The organism is Actibacterium pelagium, from assembly GCF_002285415.1.
Lineage (GTDB): Bacteria > Pseudomonadota > Alphaproteobacteria > Rhodobacterales > Rhodobacteraceae > Actibacterium_B > Actibacterium_B pelagium.
Window position 1 is genome coordinate 1,204,806 of the sequence record NZ_NSBU01000007.1, and the last position, 19,955, is coordinate 1,224,760.

General features: G+C 52.7%; 17 protein-coding genes. 4 read left to right on the forward strand and 13 right to left on the reverse strand.

Features of this window, described 5'->3' with window-relative positions; genetic code table 11:
- Positions 1–15 precede the first annotated feature (15 nt).
- Positions 16–1,935 (reverse strand): acyltransferase family protein, encoded by a 1,920-nt coding sequence (locus CLM58_RS14880; RefSeq protein WP_095596659.1) that lies wholly within the window; start codon positions 1,933–1,935, stop codon positions 16–18.
- A 193-nt stretch (positions 1,936–2,128) separates the two neighbouring features.
- Here CLM58_RS14880 and CLM58_RS14885 point away from each other — a divergent pair, with 193 nt between their 5' ends.
- Complete coding sequence (locus CLM58_RS14885; protein ID WP_095596660.1) at positions 2,129–3,205, forward strand: polysialyltransferase family glycosyltransferase; 1,077 nt, start codon at positions 2,129–2,131, stop codon at positions 3,203–3,205.
- Here the strand turns inward: CLM58_RS14885 and CLM58_RS14890 are convergent.
- The 8 genes from CLM58_RS14890 to CLM58_RS14925 form a co-directional block, all read right to left on the reverse strand.
- Entirely contained in the window at positions 3,202–5,004 is a 1,803-nt protein-coding gene (locus tag CLM58_RS14890) for an ABC transporter ATP-binding protein (RefSeq protein WP_095596661.1), read from the reverse strand. The two genes, CLM58_RS14885 and CLM58_RS14890, sit on opposite strands and share 4 nt — an antisense overlap.
- A gap of 63 nt (positions 5,005–5,067) precedes the next feature.
- Positions 5,068–5,715, reverse strand: coding sequence for an acetyltransferase (locus CLM58_RS14895; RefSeq protein WP_158221923.1), 648 nt, complete (start codon positions 5,713–5,715; stop codon positions 5,068–5,070).
- Positions 5,712–6,797, reverse strand: a complete 1,086-nt coding sequence (gene neuB, locus CLM58_RS14900) for an N-acetylneuraminate synthase (protein WP_198950968.1) — start codon at positions 6,795–6,797, stop codon at positions 5,712–5,714. The genes CLM58_RS14895 and neuB overlap by 4 nt, the downstream gene beginning before the upstream one ends.
- A 53-nt stretch (positions 6,798–6,850) precedes the next feature.
- Complete coding sequence (locus CLM58_RS14905) at positions 6,851–7,555, reverse strand: acylneuraminate cytidylyltransferase family protein (protein WP_095596664.1); 705 nt, start codon at positions 7,553–7,555, stop codon at positions 6,851–6,853.
- A complete protein-coding gene (locus CLM58_RS14910; protein WP_158221924.1) occupies positions 7,552–9,039 on the reverse strand; it encodes an aminotransferase class I/II-fold pyridoxal phosphate-dependent enzyme in 1,488 nt (495 codons plus the stop codon). The genes CLM58_RS14905 and CLM58_RS14910 overlap by 4 nt, the downstream gene beginning before the upstream one ends.
- Positions 9,026–9,886, reverse strand: a complete 861-nt coding sequence (locus CLM58_RS14915) for a sugar phosphate isomerase/epimerase family protein (RefSeq protein WP_095596666.1) — start codon at positions 9,884–9,886, stop codon at positions 9,026–9,028. Before CLM58_RS14915 ends, CLM58_RS14910 begins: the two co-directional genes overlap by 14 nt.
- Positions 9,887–10,015: 129 nt before the next feature.
- On the reverse strand, positions 10,016–10,984 hold the full coding sequence (locus CLM58_RS14920; RefSeq protein WP_158221925.1) for a glycosyltransferase family 2 protein: 969 nt from the start codon (positions 10,982–10,984) through the stop codon (positions 10,016–10,018).
- A gap of 1 nt (position 10,985) precedes the next feature.
- A complete protein-coding gene (locus CLM58_RS14925) occupies positions 10,986–11,822 on the reverse strand; it encodes a glycosyltransferase family 2 protein (RefSeq protein ID WP_095596668.1) in 837 nt (278 codons plus the stop codon).
- A gap of 225 nt (positions 11,823–12,047) precedes the next feature.
- Between CLM58_RS14925 and CLM58_RS14930 the strand changes: the two genes are divergently transcribed.
- Positions 12,048–13,001, forward strand: coding sequence for a glycosyltransferase family 2 protein (locus tag CLM58_RS14930; RefSeq protein ID WP_095597138.1), 954 nt, complete (start codon positions 12,048–12,050; stop codon positions 12,999–13,001).
- Entirely contained in the window at positions 12,998–14,851 is a 1,854-nt protein-coding gene (locus tag CLM58_RS14935) for a glycosyltransferase family 39 protein (protein ID WP_095596669.1), read from the forward strand. Before CLM58_RS14930 ends, CLM58_RS14935 begins: the two co-directional genes overlap by 4 nt.
- Here CLM58_RS14935 and CLM58_RS14940 read toward each other — a convergent pair.
- Genes CLM58_RS14940 through CLM58_RS14950 form a run of 3 tightly spaced genes read right to left on the reverse strand, consistent with a single transcriptional unit; the run spans position 14,848 to position 17,080 of the window.
- Positions 14,848–15,513: an SOS response-associated peptidase gene (locus tag CLM58_RS14940; RefSeq protein WP_095596670.1), complete on the reverse strand. Its 666-nt coding sequence runs from the start codon at positions 15,511–15,513 to the stop codon at positions 14,848–14,850. The two genes, CLM58_RS14935 and CLM58_RS14940, sit on opposite strands and share 4 nt — an antisense overlap.
- A gap of 9 nt (positions 15,514–15,522) precedes the next feature.
- The gene (locus CLM58_RS14945; RefSeq protein ID WP_095596671.1) at positions 15,523–16,719 is read right to left on the reverse strand and encodes a class I SAM-dependent methyltransferase; all 1,197 of its coding nucleotides are present in this window, start codon (positions 16,717–16,719) and stop codon (positions 15,523–15,525) included.
- Positions 16,720–16,777: 58 nt separating this feature from the next.
- Positions 16,778–17,080 (reverse strand): DnaJ family domain-containing protein, encoded by a 303-nt coding sequence (locus tag CLM58_RS14950; RefSeq protein WP_095596672.1) that lies wholly within the window; start codon positions 17,078–17,080, stop codon positions 16,778–16,780.
- Positions 17,081–17,217: 137 nt separating this feature from the next.
- On the opposite strand from CLM58_RS14950, the gene CLM58_RS14955 reads away from it, so the two are divergent.
- A complete protein-coding gene (locus tag CLM58_RS14955; RefSeq protein WP_095596673.1) occupies positions 17,218–18,243 on the forward strand; it encodes an adenosine deaminase in 1,026 nt (341 codons plus the stop codon).
- Between the two features lie 69 nt (positions 18,244–18,312).
- On the opposite strand, the gene CLM58_RS14960 is transcribed toward CLM58_RS14955, so the two are convergent.
- Positions 18,313–19,890 carry a bifunctional metallophosphatase/5'-nucleotidase gene (locus tag CLM58_RS14960; protein WP_095596674.1) on the reverse strand — a complete coding sequence of 526 codons (1,578 nt, stop codon included), beginning with the start codon at positions 19,888–19,890 and terminating at the stop codon, positions 18,313–18,315.
- Positions 19,891–19,955 lie beyond the last annotated feature (65 nt).

Sequence of the window (19,955 nt, forward strand, 5' to 3'; positions counted from 1 at the left end):
TAGAAGCGTTAAATTTCACTTGGCAGGGTAATTGGTGACGGCTTCAAGTTGAGGCTTTGTCAGTCGAGAGCCGATCCAATGCGCCCCTTCAATCGACAAATGGCCTGCATCCCGAAACAAACTGATACCTTCCTTTGCAGGTACGCAGAGTTCTTCGTCGCAATAAAGTGGTGACAAGGCGAGGATTCTGTAGCGCTCTGCCAGTTTTGCCGTAACCATTCGCGCATTCCGTGACCGCTCTGAAAGAGATTGGTAGGAAAAATTGCATCGCTCTGATCGGCCAATCTTTTGAGACAACATAACACATCGCCCTAGGTCAACTCCGGAATTTAAGGGCGGCTCAACAATGATCACCGAGTGTCCAGCGCCCAAGAAACTTTCTACGGTATTCGATATACCCTTTGCAGTAATATTTACTTGGTCTCCAATCAGCGTCGTCCCGTCCAAGTCAATCAGACTGTTTTCAATGGTATTCGTGAAAGGTGTTCCCAATATTACCGTCGACGGAGGGCGTTTTGAGATAAACTCTATTGACGCTGCGTTGTGCTGAATGCAATCCGCAGCCCAATCACTATCATACGAAGTTCCGGGCCGAATTTGGGCCAATCCCGCTATAGGCGAACATGCTGACTTGGTGATTTGCAGAAACGACGCATTAGGATGAACCGCTTCAAACATACCAGCGAGGTGCATAGCATAGCTATCACCGAAAATAATAATGCTTTGCTCAGAAGTCTCTGACCCGCCACAAGCAATCTTAAGGTCCTCTTCATGAAAGCAACTAGCGGTAAACCCCCGATTTGGGCGAAGCTTGTCTTCAGGCTGCGCCAGAAGTGAAATCCCTATGCTAAAGGTAGCGAAACACACCAGCACGCTGGTCAGAAACGGTCGGGTCAGCCAAATGCTTTTGCTTCCTTGCTTTCTGCTACGTGCTGGCAGTTCGACGAAGCGCCATGAATAGTAGGCAAGGATCAGGGAGACCCCGATTAGGGCGATCACTATAAAATTGGAAATCTCTTCGACAGATAAGTAGCTTGCAAACGCAAATAGAGGTTGGTGGACCAGATACAAACTGTAGGAAATTAGCCCCAATCCGACCAAGATCTTATTTGTCAATAAGCGGTAAAATTTCAAACTTGCTCTACTGAAAAGCAAAACAAGTACTGCGCCGCTTGTTGGCAAGAGTGCATTGAATCCGGGAAACGCAGTGTTTTTATCGTAGGAAAAGGTCGCCCAAAGGATCGCTACCAGACCGGAATACGCTAATAATGTTGCCACCCAAACAGGGACTTTTCCAATCCATTCGCGTGGAACCAGTGCCACCAGACACCCGGTAAGCAATTCCCAACCACGGTAAGGTAAATAGAAAAATGCGTGTTCTGGTTTAGCTGCTACAGCCCATTCCGAAATAGCTAAACTAAAAGCAAATACACACAACAAAACAGCGGGCAACGATGCCCACCCTATCCGCAAAGTCATTATAAAAAGAAATGGGACTGCGAGATAGAATTGTACTTCCACCGCCAAGCTCCAAGTATGCAAAAGTGGTTGAAGTTCAGCGGCCGGAGCAAAATAACCAGCATTGTTTGCAAACACGTAGTTTGACGAGAAAATGGCCACACCGATCAAACTCTCAGCGTAACCACGAAGGTCACCTGGCAAGAGTATTAAGCCTGCCATCGGAATCGTTAAACCAACCGTTACAAAAAGTGCCGGTAGAATTCGTCGCATCCGTCGAACATAAAAACCGATCAGGTCGACCGACCTTGTCTTCATATCTTCGAGTAAGATTGATGCGATCAAAAAACCGCTAATGACAAAGAAAACATCGACACCAACAAAACCACCACCAAAACTTTCAAGACCAGCATGAAAAAGAACAACGATTGTAACTGCAACACCCCGCAGGCCATCGATTTCTGGGCGATACTTCAATTCGAATTCTCTACTTCAAAAACTTTCGCCTACTAGGAAAGGCAAATTCACCGATGCCAACGAAGGACTTGCTGACTTCCAGCTATACGAAAAACCTCTTTTGGGGCATTCTGCTCAAGGTAAAGTATTGAGGCAATCGCAATCTCGGCGCTCGTCCGACCTTGAATCCATTTGGCGGAACGCGGCAAGAAAAATGAAAAAAACACAACAGAACCGACGAAGACAATCCCGACTCTTCCTTATCGAGTCTCCATTTCAGCTTCTCTCGGCCATTGAGGCGGCAGCCGCCATACATCCCGAGGATGAAGCATTTCTAATAATCATGCGACGCCAATCAGAGCGAAGCCGTAATGAGAGACAAATTGAACAACTGGTGCCGCTCTTCGCGTGGGATCAGGTTTTTCATTTGGATCTGGCGGACTGTGGACCAATTCAGCGGCAATGGCGAATATTTTGGCTGATCACGCGCCTTCGTTCCGCGTTATCTCACGGACTATCCGCTTCATTTATAGGGGAATTTCGATGGGACTTTATGCATCTGATTGTCAACGTGCTTCGCTCCCGAGAATCCTGGCTTTTGGACGACGGAACCGCGATACTAAGGCTGCGCGAAAACTTCAAATTAGGCTGGAAAGCAGAGAAAATTGATCGTGACCTTGGTCCAATTCGGCGTCTAATTCTCTATTTGTTGTACTTGGGGGGTCATCGAGGCGAGCCGGAACAATACCGAGGAATCTTCACCGGGTTCCATCAGTTTTTCGAACACCCGTGCGTTTTGCCAAATCGGTTTGATTATCTAACTGGTCTGAGCTGCTGCAAAGAGCCTGCGGTTAAACACATAATCGTTGGCCAGAAGCTTTCGGAATCGGAAGTGTGCCCACTGGATGTAGAGTTCAAAGCCGTCGCGCGTCTTACTACAGACCTCCGTGCCCAAGGTATTGAGCCAGTATATATTCCACATCGAGATGACTCATCGGAGAAGTTAAAGCAATTTACCAAACGTCTTGGTCTTGTTGTTTATCCACTTGATACCGTGATCGAGGTTGCAGCGGTAACAGGAGCAATCAATGTGGCATCGATCAACGGTTTTTATTCCACTGCTCTATTTACATTGGGACAGATGCTTCAACATACTTGCGTTTGCGCCTATCGGTTTTCTGAAACCGATATCTCTGCTGTACACAGAGAAAATGTGATGGCCATCTACGATACTCTTTCGGCAACCGGCGCAAATATCGTGAAATTGCCGCCACTCAATCAACTAAACTAGTTGTTTGCCAACAGGTTTTGAAAAACGTCGTTCGTTTGCTTCAGTTCGTCGTAGGTGCCTTGGCCGACAAGCCGGCCCTGATCTAATACAATCACTTGATCGCATCGACGGATGGTAGAAAGGCGGTGTGCAATCTGGATTACGGTTGTACCTTCTCCCAGCGTAGCGATCATATCGAGAACTTTGTTTTCTGTTGCCGTATCAAGCGCGTTTGTCGCCTCGTCCAAAATCAAAGTGCAGGGCTGTAGGTAGAGCGCCCTAGCCAAACCAATACGCTGCCTTTGACCACCAGACAGTCGGGCACCTTTCTCACCCACAAATGTTTCGTACCCAGCCGGCAATTCAGTTTCTATGAACTCAGCGATTTGCGCTGCCCGCGCTGAACTTTTCACTCTTTCAAGATCGATTGCGTCCCTAGCTTGCCCCATGGCAATATTCTCGGCGACAGTTGTGTCGAAGAGAAAGATATCCTGAGGCACATAGGCGATTTGGCTTTGCCAGCGCTCAACGGAATTCTCGGATAATTCGGTTTCGTTGATGAAAACCTTCCCGGTGGTCGGCTTCAAAAGCCCCAACATGATGTCGACCAGAGTAGTCTTGCCCGCCCCTGTTGTTCCTACAACCCCAACGCTTTGTCCGGGTTCAACCCTTACAGAAATATCATGCAGCCCACCTCGAGTAGTATCACCCGGATACTGAAACGAGACTTGATCCAGAATCAGCGTGCCTCGCAGTGGATTCATTGTGCGGCCTGACGAAGCAACCTCCGGCAGTTCGTCGCGCTGTTGAAGATCGTCCAATAACTCCTCAACAGCGGGGCCTGCAAATCGCAACTGAGTTGCGGCCTCGTAAATCGCCTGCAACGCTGGGAGCATCCGGTATCCCGCCAATGCGTACAGCCCTACCAACTGTAAGGTCCGGACATCCTCTGCTCCTTCTCCTCCGTTTTTCAGAGTGAATACAACGAAAACCATGAGGCCACCGATTGCGACCAGTTCAACCGCGTACTTCGGTAGACGACCTGCGACGACGAACAACGTGGTGTATTGCGCTAGAGCATTCGCTGGTTCCGCGAACCTGTCCAAAGAGTTTCTTTCTTGGCGCCGCAGTTTGATTTCCTTGATCGCACCAAATGCGTCAGAGGTTGCCCGGAAGGTCCGCTGACTTTCTTGGACACGCAACTCGCCAATCCGCCTGACGAACCCCTTAACCAAAGAAAATAGCAGAAGATAGGTCACAATAATTGTGCCGGCCATTGTAGCGGCGACCAAGGGCTCTGTTGCGATAATTAGGGCGACCATTGCTAAAAAAACGGCGCCAAACTCCAAGATTCGCGCAGCAGGCACAAACACATTTTGCATTACAACCTGGCACTCGGTCAGAATTCTCTTGCTAAGATCGCTTGAGTTACGGTCAAGAAAAAACGCGTATGGCTGACGGAGGTAAGTTTCCAATAAGCGTGTCGCAAGATTGCACCAAAGAGTTTGGACAAATCTATTCAGTGCGTAAGCACCAAAAGATCGGGCCAAAGCAGCGACGACCAACAATGCAACGAAAAATCCTCCAAAAGTAATAAGTGCTTCTTCAGGGCTTTGAAGTCCCAGATAAGAAAGTACCTTCTCTACAAAGGGAGAGAACTCTCCATTCCTTAGGTTACCCAGAACCCCAAGGAAGGGCACAATCGCCAAGACACTCAGCAATTCAAACGCTGCCACAACAAGCACAAGAATGCACATCGGGATAATCTGGCGCCTCTCACGCCGATCAATCAAGCTGAGTGCTGACAGGAGAGTTTTCATACCCCAAGGTTTCCTCGTTTTAACCACTCATTGCGCCACAAACCAAGTTCGGTCAGGCGCCTATTAAGGCTCAAATTTGGCCCTTGCTTTTACCTTGGCCGGAATTCCAACAGCAAAGGCGTTTGCCGGAATATCTGACAAGACAACTGCGCCCGCTCCTACGATCGTGCTTGCACCAACATTTACGCGATCTGCAATAGAGCACCCCATCCCGACACAGGCGTTGACTTCAATACGAGACCGCCCCGCAATTGTTGAAGCTGGCGCGATAGAAACAAAGTCGTCAATCTGACATTCGTGGTCAATTGAAACGCGCGTGTTGACCAAGACTCCGTTACGAACGTTCGCCTCAACGCCAACATAGCTCATGGCCCCAATGTAACTTCCTTTGCCAATCGTTGCAGAAGGCTCAACCACCGCCGAAGGGTGACATAAAGAGGGTAGATCTGCGCCAAGGTCTTGAGCCATCTGGAACAACGAAGCGCGCCTAGTATTGTTGCCTACGGCTATTAGAACGCTGTCGATCCCTTCACGCAGAAGTATCGGAAGATCTGCATAGATACCTACCACCGGGATTCCGGAAACTTTTTCCCCTTTTGACCCAGCAAATTCATCCAAAACGCCTACGACATCCAAGCCTTGAATTAATTGAGCGAGGCCAGCTACCGCGCGGCCATGCCCGCCGGAGCCAAGTATTACACAACGGGTCATTCCATTTCTTCCGGCTTCGTTAAATGGCTCAAAGAAACAAGCATGTCTTGTTTTACCTCTTGCGAAAGCTTGCATCCTATTAGTTCCGCCAAGTAGCGCGGTGCCAATCCTTTCGCTGGTCTTTTGCAAATCAAATCTTCGCGTTTCAGCAGATGCCCCGCCTGTAAACTCTGAGCGAAATATATGCTTTTCTGCATGTTCTCGCGGTTTGGACCTTCCGAGGCCGTCACGGTTTTTTCCCCACGGCCCAGTGCTAGCTCTACAGCACGGACCTTCCGAACGAGCTCTGAAAACTCTTGTGGTTCGATCGATGCCCTGTGATCTGGACCGGGTAATTTTTTGTCCAAGGTAAAATGCTTTTCAAGCAGCATTGCGCCATGTGCAACCGCCCAAGCTGCCACGTCAGACCCTTTAGTATGGTCAGAAAACCCGACTGGGCAATCAAAGGCATTGGCGAAGGTCTGAATTACCCTAAGATTTACCTCCTCTACCGGAGCCGGGTATTCGGAGGTGCATTGGAATACCGAAAGCTTGTTTGCAAGGGCGAGTGGACTTAGGGCCTCCACCGCGGTTTCGACATCTTCCATGGTGCACATACCGACACTTAGAATGACCGGTCGCCCAAGCGTTGCGAGGTACTCAAGAAAGGGAATGTTCGTCGCATCAGTTGAAGCAACCTTGATGGCTTCCACCGATAAGTTCTCAGCGAGAAATCGCGCACTTCCCTCGTCATAAGGCGTACACAGATAAATTATATCCTTGCTTCTACAGTAGTCCTGCAGTTCTTTATGTTGGTCCTCGGTCAACTCCAGAGATTTGAGCATCGCCCATTGGGTATTGTCATCGTAGCCTGTGGTTTCTTTCTGATAATTCGCTTTCTCGGCTTTAGACGTCACCAGTTTCTCTGTCCTGAACAACTGAAACTTTACAGCATCTGCGCCTGAGCCAGAAGCTGCGTCAATCATCTTTTTAGCCTGCTCCATGCTGCCGTTATGGTTCACTCCGATCTCAGCAATAATGAAACAGCGCTTCGGATCAGCGATCAGAGCCATTGCAGTTTTTGGGGAATGTTCAATGGTCAATCAGAACTCCAACTCTATGCTCTGTAAAAAGAATCTAATGGACACATCCCGAATTAATCTACCTTTTCTTTCGCAAGAAACTCTGCAATGCGGAAATCAATCTCATTGTCGATATCAATGGACCGCTGCTTCGGCATTAAGAAAACTTGGGTCCCCGGGCGAACAACAGTGTCATCATCGCGCGCCAACTCAACGCGTTGCCAAACATATACCGCGCCGTTCAAGGCAATACATTGTGGCGCAGCTTGCCTTGCGCTTACGCGCCCCGGCACCGTTTTTGAGAGCGTGAAATCCCCATTACTGGTTTGCTCCAGAATGTTGAAATACGGATTGTCCTCGGCCTCCAAACCGCTCAAAATCAATGGCGCCTGAGACCCTTCTAATTGTGCGACGGCCCCAAGGATATCAGAGTCACCACGCAAAGGTGACGTGACAGCAAGGTCAGCAACAATGTCAAAACTCTGGTTAGTACGCGCTTCGCAAGTTTCTACTGCATGCCGAATGCCTGGTAGTTTCGTAACTGAGTCATTGGCCATTTCAGAAGGACGTAAAACAAGTTGATCCGCTCCAGCAGACTTAGCAATTTGCAGGTAGGCTTCGCTGTCGGAACTTACAACTACAGTATCGAATAGTCCGGTCCTGCGAGCTTGAGCAACACTTCGTGAAAGTAGGGGCTCACCCAAAAAAGGTTGAATGTTCTTATTCGGAAATCCCTTGCTGCCCTGCCGTGCAAGAATGGTAGCGATCCTGCGGGTCATAGCGCGTTCTGCCGCAAGAGCTGTTCAACACCAATGACGTCTAGTCCCGCGCGCAGAGTGTCGCAGACATGCGCAATCTGGGGATCGGTCAGTTTAGGCGAAGACGGAAGTACGATGCCTAGATCTGACGAACCAGAGGAACCGGTTAGCCTACCCACACGGCGCACATCAGAGTAAGGAGGCATCCGGTGCAAAGGAAAAAATACCGGCCGAACATCGATATCGCGAGCCTTCATGAATTCTATTAACTTTAAAGCGATTTCGCTATCTTGGACTTTCAGCCGAACGACGTAGCACCAGAAGCTGTGATCTGTATCGGGGGCCGCTTCAGGCAGAATTAATTGATTGGAAAGGTCCGACAAGCGCTCACTGTACTTGGCCGCCAATTGATGTTTCGCGGACAGCAAGTCGTCAATCCGTTCCAACTGGGCAACGCCGATGGCCGCCTGCAAATTTGTCATGCGAAAATTAAAGCCAACGTCCAGATGCCAGTAACGCTGGCTCGGGTCCATACCATGATCGCGCAGCATCCGGGCACGGGCGGCAACCTCAGGTTCTTTAAAGACAACCATACCACCTTCGCCCGTCGTAATGAGCTTGTTACCAAAGAAAGAGAATGTCCCAGCATCCCCGATCGTGCCCGCGTGCTGACCTCGCCAGCGAGAACCTAAAGCCTCAGCTGCATCCTCTATCACGTAAAGTTCGTGCTGCGCTGCAAGTTCTGTAACCTGCCCCATTTCGCACATCTGACCATAAAGATGGACGGGCATAATGGCACGTGTAGCGGGGGTGATTGCCTCTTCGGCAGCCGCGACATCTAGCGTCATTTCGTCCTGTAAAACATCTACCAATACTGGAGTCGCACCCGTATGGATAACCGCATTGATACTCGCGGCGAAAGTCAGATCCGGCACAATGACCTCATCTCCGGGCCCGACCCCCAAAGCCGCAAGAGCAAGTTGCAACGCGACTGTCCCATTTGAAACGGACAACGCATTGGGGCAGTCGACATACTTTGCAAATCCATTCTCAAAAGCGCTGACATAGCTGCCCTGGGAGGAAATCCATCCTGACTGGACGCAATCGAGGACATAGTTGATTTCGTTGTGGCCCAGAACTGGTTCAGCAGCGGGGACAAATCCAACGGCCTTTTGAGTCGCAAAATCTACCGGTCGCCCTTCTTGGTCAATAAGAGGCACAAGCATGATGCGGTTGGAAAGATGTTGCTGAACAATCTCTGGATCACTGTCAGAAGGCAGAGATACAAAATTTCTATTCGCAGCCACAGTGGCCGGATCAGAAAGCCCAGCGCCTCGAAGCAGCGCACGTCGCAGATCTCCATCGGTGATCACACCACTTAGTCGACCAGCATGATCCACAACAAGCACCGTCCTGTGACCAGTCTGGTTCAGCACCTCAAGGACTTCGGAAATGCGGGAGCTTTCCGCAATTACCAACTGTTCAACTAGTTCAGTCTTCGCCATTTCTTTGCCTGACAGCTGACACACATGTTGCAAGGGCGTCAGGAGTAAGCCCATAGGCCTCGATCACAGCCAAATCACAGTCGAATTTTCGAAGCTGCGATACAAACCAAGCGCTTTCGTCAAAAGGTTCATTAGAGTCAATCATTCCATCATTGTCGCTTAAATGCAGCATTAATGTATAGGGGGAAACATCCGTTAAAAACTGACCCGGATCCAGATTGAGCGAACGACAGGTCACCTTCACATGAGCAACGTCAGTCAGCAGGCCAACCCAAGGGCTATCTATCGTTTTAACAAAGTCCACCAGTTCTTGTGAAGTCGCCATCAAAAGCATTGGATTTGCGCCGTCAACAAGGTTAGCCGGAGAAACAACATTATTTTCAATGCAAAGACGAACCTTTTCGGACTCAGCTATGGGGATTAAAGTGCGAATGCTCCTTTCGAAGATAGACAATGCTTCATTCCGATCGGTCATACATTCTGCTGGTATGCTCCGACCGAGGTGTTCTGGCTGGACCACAGCCGCAAACCCGGCATGCACACTGAAAAAGGGAGCGCCAAGCGCGCTGCTCATACGGATGGCGTCGCTACAATGCTCTAAACTTCTGGCGAGCGTTTCCTTTTCCGAAGAAGCGAGATTCAGAACGAACGGATCAGAAGGCGCTGGAAAATAGTTGTGTATTAGGAACTCCATTTCGGTTGTATGCTGCAGTAGGCTCAATGTATCGCTTTCGCGCCGCATACCAGCCGTCAGCTCTATCTTCCGAACACCCCAACGGGCCGCTTCGGCAATCATTTCCCGAAGATCGGAACGCCCAAAAGCTCCCGAAGACACATAAAGTTCCATGACTTTGCCACTAAGTGCTTTCTGCTCCTCTTAAGGTTAGCAGTAATTTTGACCCGAACAAGAGAACCTGCTTCCGCGTGAAGATTTTTTTTTTACCTGTTGAGTTCTCGCTGGCTTGCCAGCTTAGGTCTATCTAAGCTTCTCTCCTACTAGGTATCGGACCGCTAGACAGCGTAATAGTGCCGTCGGCCTTCCAATTGCACGAAAGGCTTCTACTGCGGCAGCTAGTAATTGACGACTTTGCAAGGCATCACGACAATTCAATGCGTGAGATGTCGCCTCAATTTCATGCGGCAGTTTAGCCAAGCGGTATTGTGAAAAGCGGGAAAGTTTTGAGGCTTCAACTTCCTGAAGGATAATTGCGACCGCCTCTTGTTGATCCCTGATGCTACGCTTGGTTTTTGATAGGTTTGACGCTTTACCAGAACGCGTTCCGCGCCGTTGCGTGTAGTGATAGAGCGCTTCGCCTTTTAAACTGAAACGCGCTCCCGCAATCAACATGCGCGCTTGAAACACCATGTCTTCAGCATGTCGCAAACTAGGCCAACTAATTTTGTGTTGCGCAAGAAATTCACTGCGGACTACAGGTTGCATCCAGCCAAGATTGACCTTCGCTCCGGGCAGTGAGTTTCGCAAAAAACTATCGATGGTTATGTCTACTTTGTCTTCTGCAACAAGTGGAAAGGCCGTTCCGACAACGGTGCCCAGCCCCGGATCGACCAGCGCCAGATTATCAGCAATCGCGTCCAATCCATTAGCCTCTGCCTCGTTGACCAAAGTCTCCAGCCGGGTTGGAGCAATCCAGTCGTCCGCATCCAAAATGGAAATCCACTTCCCCGACGCAACTCGAAGTCCAGCGGCCCGAGCCGAACCAGGTCCAACATTTTCTTCCAACCTAATCAATTTGATGCGTTGATCTTTTAATGCCTCTCTCTCTACCAGATGCGAGGTGCCGTCTGTCGACGCGTCGTCGACGACAATCACCTCAAGACTTTCAAGACTTTGCTCTGTCACACAGGACAGCGCTTTTACAATCGAAGCTTCGCCATTGAAAACCGGGATCAAGACAGAAACACGAACGTTCGACGCGCCTAACACCTTAACCTCCAGTTACTGCCGAACGAAGGCGGCGATAGGCGTGATAAACTGGCCAGTAAACTGCATAGATGGCCTGTTGACGAATGCTTTCGCAATGGGCCATCTGAGCCCGACGTTCCTCGGCAAATCTGCGACGTAACGATGGCCAATCCTTTTGAGAACTCAAACCGGTATCGTCCATTCGAGACAATATTTGGTTCGTCGGAAAGAAACGGCATCCTGACTTTCTCGCACGAAGAAAAAACTCGTAGTCCATCGCGATTTTGAACGAGCTATCAAAGCCACCTATGATTTCAAAAACTTTTCGGCGACAGGCCGACCCTTGATGATAGATGGTTTTAAAATCTAGCCTGCGAATAGGTGAGGAGATGACCAGAGGATGGTGCTCGCCACCACTGCCGTAATTAATTCCGCAAGTAATGATTTCGGTCGCTTCGGCAAAACTTTCACTCAAAATCTCTAGACTTCGGGATCCTTCAAACGTATCGCCAGCGTGTAAAACGATGACCCAATCCCCCCGGGCCATAGACACGCCCTTGTTCATGGCATCCGCGATCCCGTCATCCGGCTCACTCGTCCACTTAATTGGCGGGTTCAGTGTTTCAAGGTACGTCACCGTTTCGTCATGAGAGTCGCCATCGACTATTATGTGTTCAATATCTTTAAAGCTCTGCTCGGCGACGCTGTTCACCGTCTCTTCCAGAAGGGCCGCTGCATTGAAACAGGCAGTTATTACCGATATTTTAGGACGCTCAAGTTCGTCGTTAATCGGTGCAAAATGCGGAACGCTACCGTTGTCAGAATAGGCGGAAATCACTTCTTCAGTCAGTTGCTGCATAACACGAATATGGTCTGTCTAGGGTGTGAAGCCGGGTCGTCACAGAACCGATACTAATTCAAGACTTTTGCGACGCAAAGACGTCATCTCCTACAGACTTACTATTACTTTATACTGCGACCCGCGCTTACTTGAGCCTCTCCGATTACGACGGGCTTTCATTAACCCATTCAATAGTGCAGTTTTGACGGCGAAGACCAAATGTACTTCGAGCAGATTGTAAATATGAAACTGATCATTCAAATCCCTTGCTTCAACGAGGAAGGCAGTCTTCCGGAAACCCTATCCTGCCTCCCACGTGAGGTAGACGGGTTCGATACGGTGGAATGGCTGATCATTGATGACGGCTCGACGGACGATACGATCCGGGTTGCCAAGGAAAATGGCGTCGATCACATCGTCAAACTACCGCACAATAAGGGGCTCGCACGGGCCTTTACCGCTGGACTTGAGGCGAGCTTGCGGGCAGGAGCTGACGTGATCGTCAACACCGACGGCGACAACCAGTACAAGGCAGAGTTCATCCCCGAGCTGACCCGCCCCATTCTGGAAGGCGATGCGCAGATCGTGATTGGTGCGCGGCCCATTGACCAGATCGAACACTTCTCTCCGCTCAAGCAGGTGCTGCAGAAACTGGGAAGCTGGGTAGTCCGACAGGCCAGCGGCAGCGACATTCCCGACGCCCCAAGCGGGTTCCGCGCTTACAGCAAGGCAGCAGCGGTTCAGATGATGGTGTTCAACCAGTACACCTACACGCTGGAAACCATCATTCAGGCCGGTCGCCTTGGTATTCCAATGGTCTCGGTTCCGGTTGAAGTGAACCCGCCACGACGAGAGAGCCGCCTGATCCGATCTGCGGGTCAGTACATCGTGCGGTCCGCGGTCACGATCCTGCGCATCCTCGTACTATACAAACCCTTTCGTAGCTTTGCCTGGCTTGCCCTACTGACCGCCCTGCCCGGCATGATCGCCTTTCTCCGGTTCTTTGTGCTTTACCTTGCAGGAGACGGCGACGGTAGCGTTCAGTCGCTGGTCATCGGGTCTGCGCTTATCGCGGGTGGGACGATCTTCCTTGTTGGGGGGCTTTTGGCAGACTTGATCGCTGCGAACCGGGTGTTGCTGGCCGAGATCCGGGCAAGGCAGCTTTTGCAGGAAATTGAGAGCGACGCGAAGAAATGAAAGAAGCTTTGACGCGCAGCGGTCTTGGAATAACCGCGGGGCTTGGACTTCTTATTGTCGTCGCATCCTTCTTTGTATCGGCAGGGAACTGGAACATCGACGAGGTGATCTATTTCCTTGGCGCTGACGCTTTGGCGGCCAGAGGATCGTTCATCGTCGAAAATGGCTATGAGACCTACGAACACCCAAACCTGAGAATTCTCTTCTTGGTCGCAGGGCCGAATGGTTTGGCCCCTCAATACCCGATCGGGACTGCGGTGCTTGGCGCACCTTTTCTCGCGCTTATGGGGCTTCGGGGGCTTGTCGTTCTCAGCGCGATTTCTGCGGCCATCAGTCTTTTACTGACCTACCGGATCGCAAAACAGCTTTTTTCAAGCGATGCAGTCGCTCTGACCAGCGTCCTGATCTTGTTTGCTTGTAGCTTTTACCTTGAGTTCGCCTTTGGAACAGGTGCGCACGCACTGAGCGTCCTGGCCGTACTTGCCGCACTGACCTTCGCCATCCAAGCTGTCCAGAACTCTCAAAATTGGCCTGCGTTATTCTCAGGTTTGATCTTGGGCCTCGGCGTGCTGATCCGGCTGGACGTGATACTGCTGCTGCCTGCGATTGGGTTCTATGTCTTGCTGTTCAGCGCTCGTCCCGTCAGCCACATTGCACTTGGCGCTTTAGGGTTGGTGCCCAGCCTGGTCGCGGGATCGGTGGCCAATCACTTCAAGTTCGGAACTTGGAACCCGTTGTCTTACGGACAGTCAGGAGGCGGAACCGACATCGCCGGCCACATCCCTGCAATCATCGTAGTCATCGTTGCCCTACTGATCTGCATTGGCCTGCGGCATGTCACGTGGCGGCCTGCCTACAGATGGGGGGTGCTGGCCGCTTTTGCCGGGCTTATCGCTCTGGGCTTGATCGGCATTTCGCCTTTAGCGCGGTTGATAGAGGGTCTCTACCTCCTTCTGATCGACATTCGGGGAATCAATGACACGCGCCAAGGCATGGAGCCGTTGCAAGACGGCGTGCGGATCTTCTTTGGTCAGGAGAAAAAAGCGCTTGCCCAAAGCCTGCCTTGGCTTGGGCTGCTCGCCGTTTTGCTAATGCAACCGTGGCGGCAGAACCGGGCCCCTTACCTGTTGATCCTCGTCGCTGCCGGCATCTGGGTCCTACCCTTTGCACTCCGTTCTTGGCACGGAGGGTTTGGCACCAACATGCGCTATTTCCTACCCATGGTGCCGCTGCTTTGTATCCTGTTTGCCAGCCTGTTCATTCAGCTTGTCACAGACAGCAATACCCCGAACCGCGCTTTACGGATGGGGGTTCTGGGCGGGATCCTCGTCACCACCAGTTGGGCGCTCCTTCATCCGAACGGTTACGCCTCTGCCGGGCAACAACTGAGCCATTGGGTGTTTTTGTCGGTGATCGGGCTCGTCTTGGCGTCAGTGGCCATACCCAAGGTGAAGCAAGTCCTTGCAGTCACCACCTGTTTCGCCTTGGGGGTCGGACTGACCAACAGCGGGTTGCGCGACCTGACATTGTCGCAACAGCATCGGGCCAAGAACGCCGCCTATGGCGAAGTGCTGTCCCAACTGCCGCGACCGAATGCCTTTGTCAGTTCCTTCGCACCGCTTAGCTTTCAATCTCGCCGAGAGGACGGGCTGATCCTTGCGCCAACCACATTGCATGACGTCGTGGATCCTGCCTTCATGGAAACGCTCTTGCAGGATGGTTACCACCTGTATGTTTCAGCCCCCGACATGGACGCGTTTCTTGCGAGCCACCCTCAGTTTCGACTGGCCGACACGCAACCAGAATTCCCGGACCCGGACATGGCAGAGCTTGTCCTGAGTGGCGGTTAACTGTCGTAAGGCTCGATCAGATCAGACCCGCTGGCGCGGTTCGAGTTGACCTTGGGGTCGACGCGATATGCGGCCAGCGTGCCTTCGGCAGCGGACTGCATCAGGCGGGCGGCACCCTTCCCCTTTTCTCCCAGCCACAAAGGCCAGTTTTCTGGCTCTAGGATAACCGGCATCCGATGGTGGATATGTTCGATATCCGCGTTGGCAGAGGTGGTTACGATGGCGCAGGTGGTCAGGGTCTCTCCGTCGCGCTCCCAGTCCTGCCAGACACCGGCAAAGGCTATTGGCGCTTCATCGGTGCGATGGATGTACCAAGGCAGGCGATTGCCATTCTCGTCCTTCGTCCATTCATAAAACCCGGTCGCGGGGATCAGGCAGCGCCTCTCGCGACAGGCCGCGCGGAAGGCGGGTTTCTCAGCGATGGTTTCCGCGCGGGCGTTGATCAGCAAAGGCCCGTCGGTCGGCGACTTGTACCAATGCGGCACAAACCCCCATCGCATGGGCTTTAGGAACCGGGCACCACTTTCGCCTGTGACCGTACAGATCTGGGTCGTCGGACAGGTATTATAGTTTGGCAGGTTCGGTAGATTATTAGCAGGCAGCGCCTTGAACAGGTTGACCATCGCATCAACGGGAAGGGTCAGGGCAAGGCGTCCACACATAAGTCGATGCTAACGCAGGAAGTTGGAATACAGAAGCACCCCGTGCTGCGTCAGGGGTTTTGCCAGTTTCTGCCAAGTCATTCCGAAGCCGAGTTGGTCCAAACCCGCAGATTGCGCGATCTGAGACAAAGTTCGTCGCCCATTGATCCCTGCTATCAAAGACGCACCTTCTTTCGGCAGGGTTAGAAGCTTGCGCTCTCCCGCCAAGGTGACGGGGATCGATTTGCCCGCGGCGACGGCGCGGGCAAGCTTCGCCGCATTAACGCCCATCAGATGTGGGATAAGGTCTGGCGAACGACCCTTGGCAATACGCGCCTCTGTTTCGCCCTCAGCCACTGCATAGGCCACGTGCAAGCGGATTGAACCACGCAGGCGTTCGGCGACACTCATTCGGTCGACCTCGGACATCTCGTCCGGGATCGGGGCCAGATCAGAGGGATCATACAGCGCAGGCGTCGCGAAAGAGCTAAGCGCCCATCCGGTCCGCTCAAGCGTCTCTACCAACTCACGCACGTCATAGGCTTGGTCCTGCCCATGCAACAAAAGGTCATAGAAGCCAGCATCGCTGCGTTGATGGTCGCCAAGATGCGGGTTCCGCTTGAACGGGTGACCATCAGGAAGCTTGGCAAAGACTTTCTTGGCTTCCCTTAGTCGTTCCTTTGGTGCCAAGTCGGCGAAGAGCGCCCCAAACGCCTCTTGCAACGGATAAACACCCGATCGGCCGAATGGCGCGTAGACCATGAAGCCAAGCCCCCCACCAGGCGCCAAAGCCGAACGCAGGGCAGTAAAACCCGCATCAGGGTCTGGCAGATGATGCAACACCCCGCAGCAATCGATGTAGTCGAACTGTCCGTATTCGGCTGCGCCCAGCAGGCTGCCAGTGTGGAAAGTGATAGAGCTCAGCCCCCTTTCCTTGGCCCGGGCCTCTGCAATAGCCCGCGACGCCGAGGAAAGGTCGACATAGGTGATCTGATATGGGCGTTTTGCAGCGCTCATGTAATGGGCCAGTTGGATCAGCCCATCACCGGTACCGCCACCGGCGACCAGTACGCGAAGTGGTTTCGACCAATCCCGCCTACCCGCCCAAAGGAAGTGATCCATCTCGACTGGATTCGAGGGCGAGCCAGTGATCAGCCGCTTGCGTTCATCCTTGGGATCACGCTCGGGGTACGGGAAAGCTTCGTATTGCTCTTTGACACTGACCATCTAAGCCTCTCTGCTTAGAGATGACAGTGACATGGGCGACGACCAAAGGTAAAGCCGATCACCCCCGTTTGCGTGCAATTTCGATCTTGGCTTCCAGCATCGACATGTCCTGCACCAACTGGCGGCGTTTGGTGCGATCTCCGGTCTCTCGAAGCTCTTCCCGCAGCTTGGCCAACTCGCGGGATAGAGAGACGAACTCGGGAACCGCCCCGTTGTCCTTCAGGATGCGGTGCATCACAGCATTGTCGGGGTCATCGCATTTGGGCAGCGGCTTGCCCGCGCCTTCAAGATTGTCGAAGTCGCCTTCAGCCTCTGCCTTCCGGATTTTCGCGTTGATCAGATCGATCAGTGGGTGATCCATGGCCCTGCCCTAAATGAGTAGGCTCTGGTTTAACGCAACACGCCGATCTGCGCAAAGACCCGGCTGGTATTCCATTCCCCTTTCAAGTCCTGAAAGAGGGAGATACCCTTTTTACAAACTAGAAAAGGAGCCTCCCCTTGTCTGACCTGTCTCATGCGCTGATCGACAATCTCCCGAAAGCAGAGCTGCACCTGCATATCGAGGGCACGCTTGAACCCGAGATGATGCTGATGATGGCCAAGCGGAACGGGATCACCCTGCCCTATGCGACGGTCGAGGACGTGCGCAAGGCGTATGAGTTCGACTGCCTTCAGGATTTCCTCGACCTCTATTACATGGGCATGTCGGTTCTGCTGACCGAACAGGATTTCCATGATCTGACTTGGGCCTATCTGGAACGCGTCCATGCAGACGGGTTGACTCATGCCGAGATTTTCTTTGACCCCCAAGCTCACACCGATCGCGGGGTGAAGTTTGAGACCGTTCTGGCCGGGATCACTTCGGCGCTAGAGGCAGCCGAGAAAGAGATGGGCATCACAACGAAGCTGATCATGTGCTTCCTGCGTCACCTGCCCGAGGAAGAGGCGTTCGAGGCGCTGGAATGCGCCTGCAAGCACAAGGAGCACATCTTTGGCGTCGGGCTGGACAGCTCTGAAAAAGGGCATCCACCCCAGAAATTCGAACGCGTCTTCGCAGCGGCCCGGAAAGAGGGGTTCACCCCGGTTGCCCATCTTGGCGAAGAAGGCACGGCGGAAAACGTGCGCGATGGGCTGGACTTGCTGAAGGTCGAGCGCGTCGACCACGGCAACCACGCGTTGGATGACCCTGCCCTGACCCAAAGGCTGGCCAAGCAGCAAACGCCGCTGACCATGTGCCCGATCTCGAACTGGCGGCTCAAGGGTATTCCGAATTTGGCGGCGAGCCCGGTCAAGAAGGCCTTGGATGCAGGGCTGCTGGTCACCGTGAACTCGGACGATCCGTCCTATTTCGGGGGATATCTGAACGACAACTACCGCGCGGTGCTGGAGCACCTGAACCTGTCCGAGGCAGAGATTATCAAACTGGCCAAGAACTCTTTCGCCGCGTCCTTCCTAAGTGATGAGGACAAGCAAAAGCAGATCGACAAGATCGACAGTCAGGTCAGTTCGCTGCAGAAATCCTAAGGCCCAACAGCCGGACCCAACGAAAAAGGGCGCACCGTTTGGCGCGCCCTTTGTCTTATCTGCTGACCATTATTTCAGGGTGATGCGCCCATCCATGTAAGGGGTGTAGGGTCCGGCTTGGGTCATATAGTCCACCAGAACCTCGGCCAGATCGGGGCCAAAATCATAGGCGTTCATAGCGTCTTTGAACATGCCGTAACCATCGCCACCTGCCCGCAGGAAGTCGTTGGAGACAACACCGTAAGTCTTGTCCATCTCCATCGGCTGATAGCTGCCGTCGATCATTACCATGACCTCGGTCACGCGCTCACCCGCAGCATTGCCGGTGACGGCGGTATATTTCATACCCGCGATCTGCGCAAAACGACCGTCTTTCTCGGGGTCGTCATACTGTGCCAGAGCATTTTCCAGCGCGTCCTTGATTTGCGCGCCGGTCAGCTGGAAGGTCGCCAGAGAGTTCTGGAACGGCAGGACGGTATAGACCTCTCCCATCGTGACCTCACCCTCATCGATCGAAGCGCGGATGCCGCCACCGTTTTGAATGGCGATCTGGATGCCCTGATCCTTCACACGGTCCAGCATCGCGTCAGCCACAAGGTTACCCATCTGGCATTCCTTATAACGGCAGTTGGAACGGTCACCGTCAATGCCGGTCGCTGCCTGTGCCACGACCTTGTTCCGGATTTCGTCCAGCGGCTTGGCCAATTCAGCAACCCGAGCAACAGTCGCTGCATCTTCGGTCACGGCTGCGTCCATGATCAGCGGCTCGCCCACGGCTTCGGTGACGTTGCCGTCGTCGTCGAAGGTCACATTCAGTTCGCCCAGGAACTTGCCATAGGCATAGGCGCTGACAATCGCGGTGCTGCCAACCATTGTCGGATACGGGCCTTCGGCACGATCCGAGGTGTTCGACAGATAGGTGTTGGTGTGGCCACCAACGATCACGTCAACACCGGTGGTGTTCGCGGCGACGCGCTGGTCGACACCATAGCCAGAGTGGCTGAGAACGATGATCTTGTTCACACCAGCAGCGGTCAACTTGTCGACTTCGCCCTGCACGGCCGCAACCGGATCAGAGAACGACACATTCGGACCGGGCGAGGAAATCTCGTCGGTGTTCTGCGGCGTCAGGCCGATCAGGCCCAGCTTTTCACCGCCACGTTCAATGATGGTCGATTTCTGGATAATGTCCTTGATCTGCGGTTCGGCCGAAATATCAGCGTTCGACATCAAGACCGGGAAGGACACGGTTTCAACGAAACCTTTCAGAACTTCGGGGCCATCGTCGAATTCGTGGTTGCCCACGGTCATGGCATCATAGGCCATCTTGTTCATCATCTCGGCGGTCGCTTTACCCTTGTAATAGGTATAGAAAAGCGTGCCCTGGAACTGGTCGCCGCCATCCACAAGGATCGCGTTATTCGACCGAGAGCGTGCCTCTTCGACCGCTGTCACCAGACGGGCTGAGCCGCCGAAACACTTGCCTTCTTCGTTGTCACCCGACCGGCAGCCGCTGTTGTACTTCGAGATTGGCTCGAAACGGGCGTGGAAGTCGTTGGTATGAAGAATCGTAAGCGAATAGTCAGCGAAGGCCGGGGCCGACATTGCGGCCATGGTCGCCGCCGATAGTAATAGGCGGGAAATCATCTTTTATCTCCTGTTGTAAATTACGCCGTCTGCGCGGTGCTATTTGAATGAAACGCCACAACCGG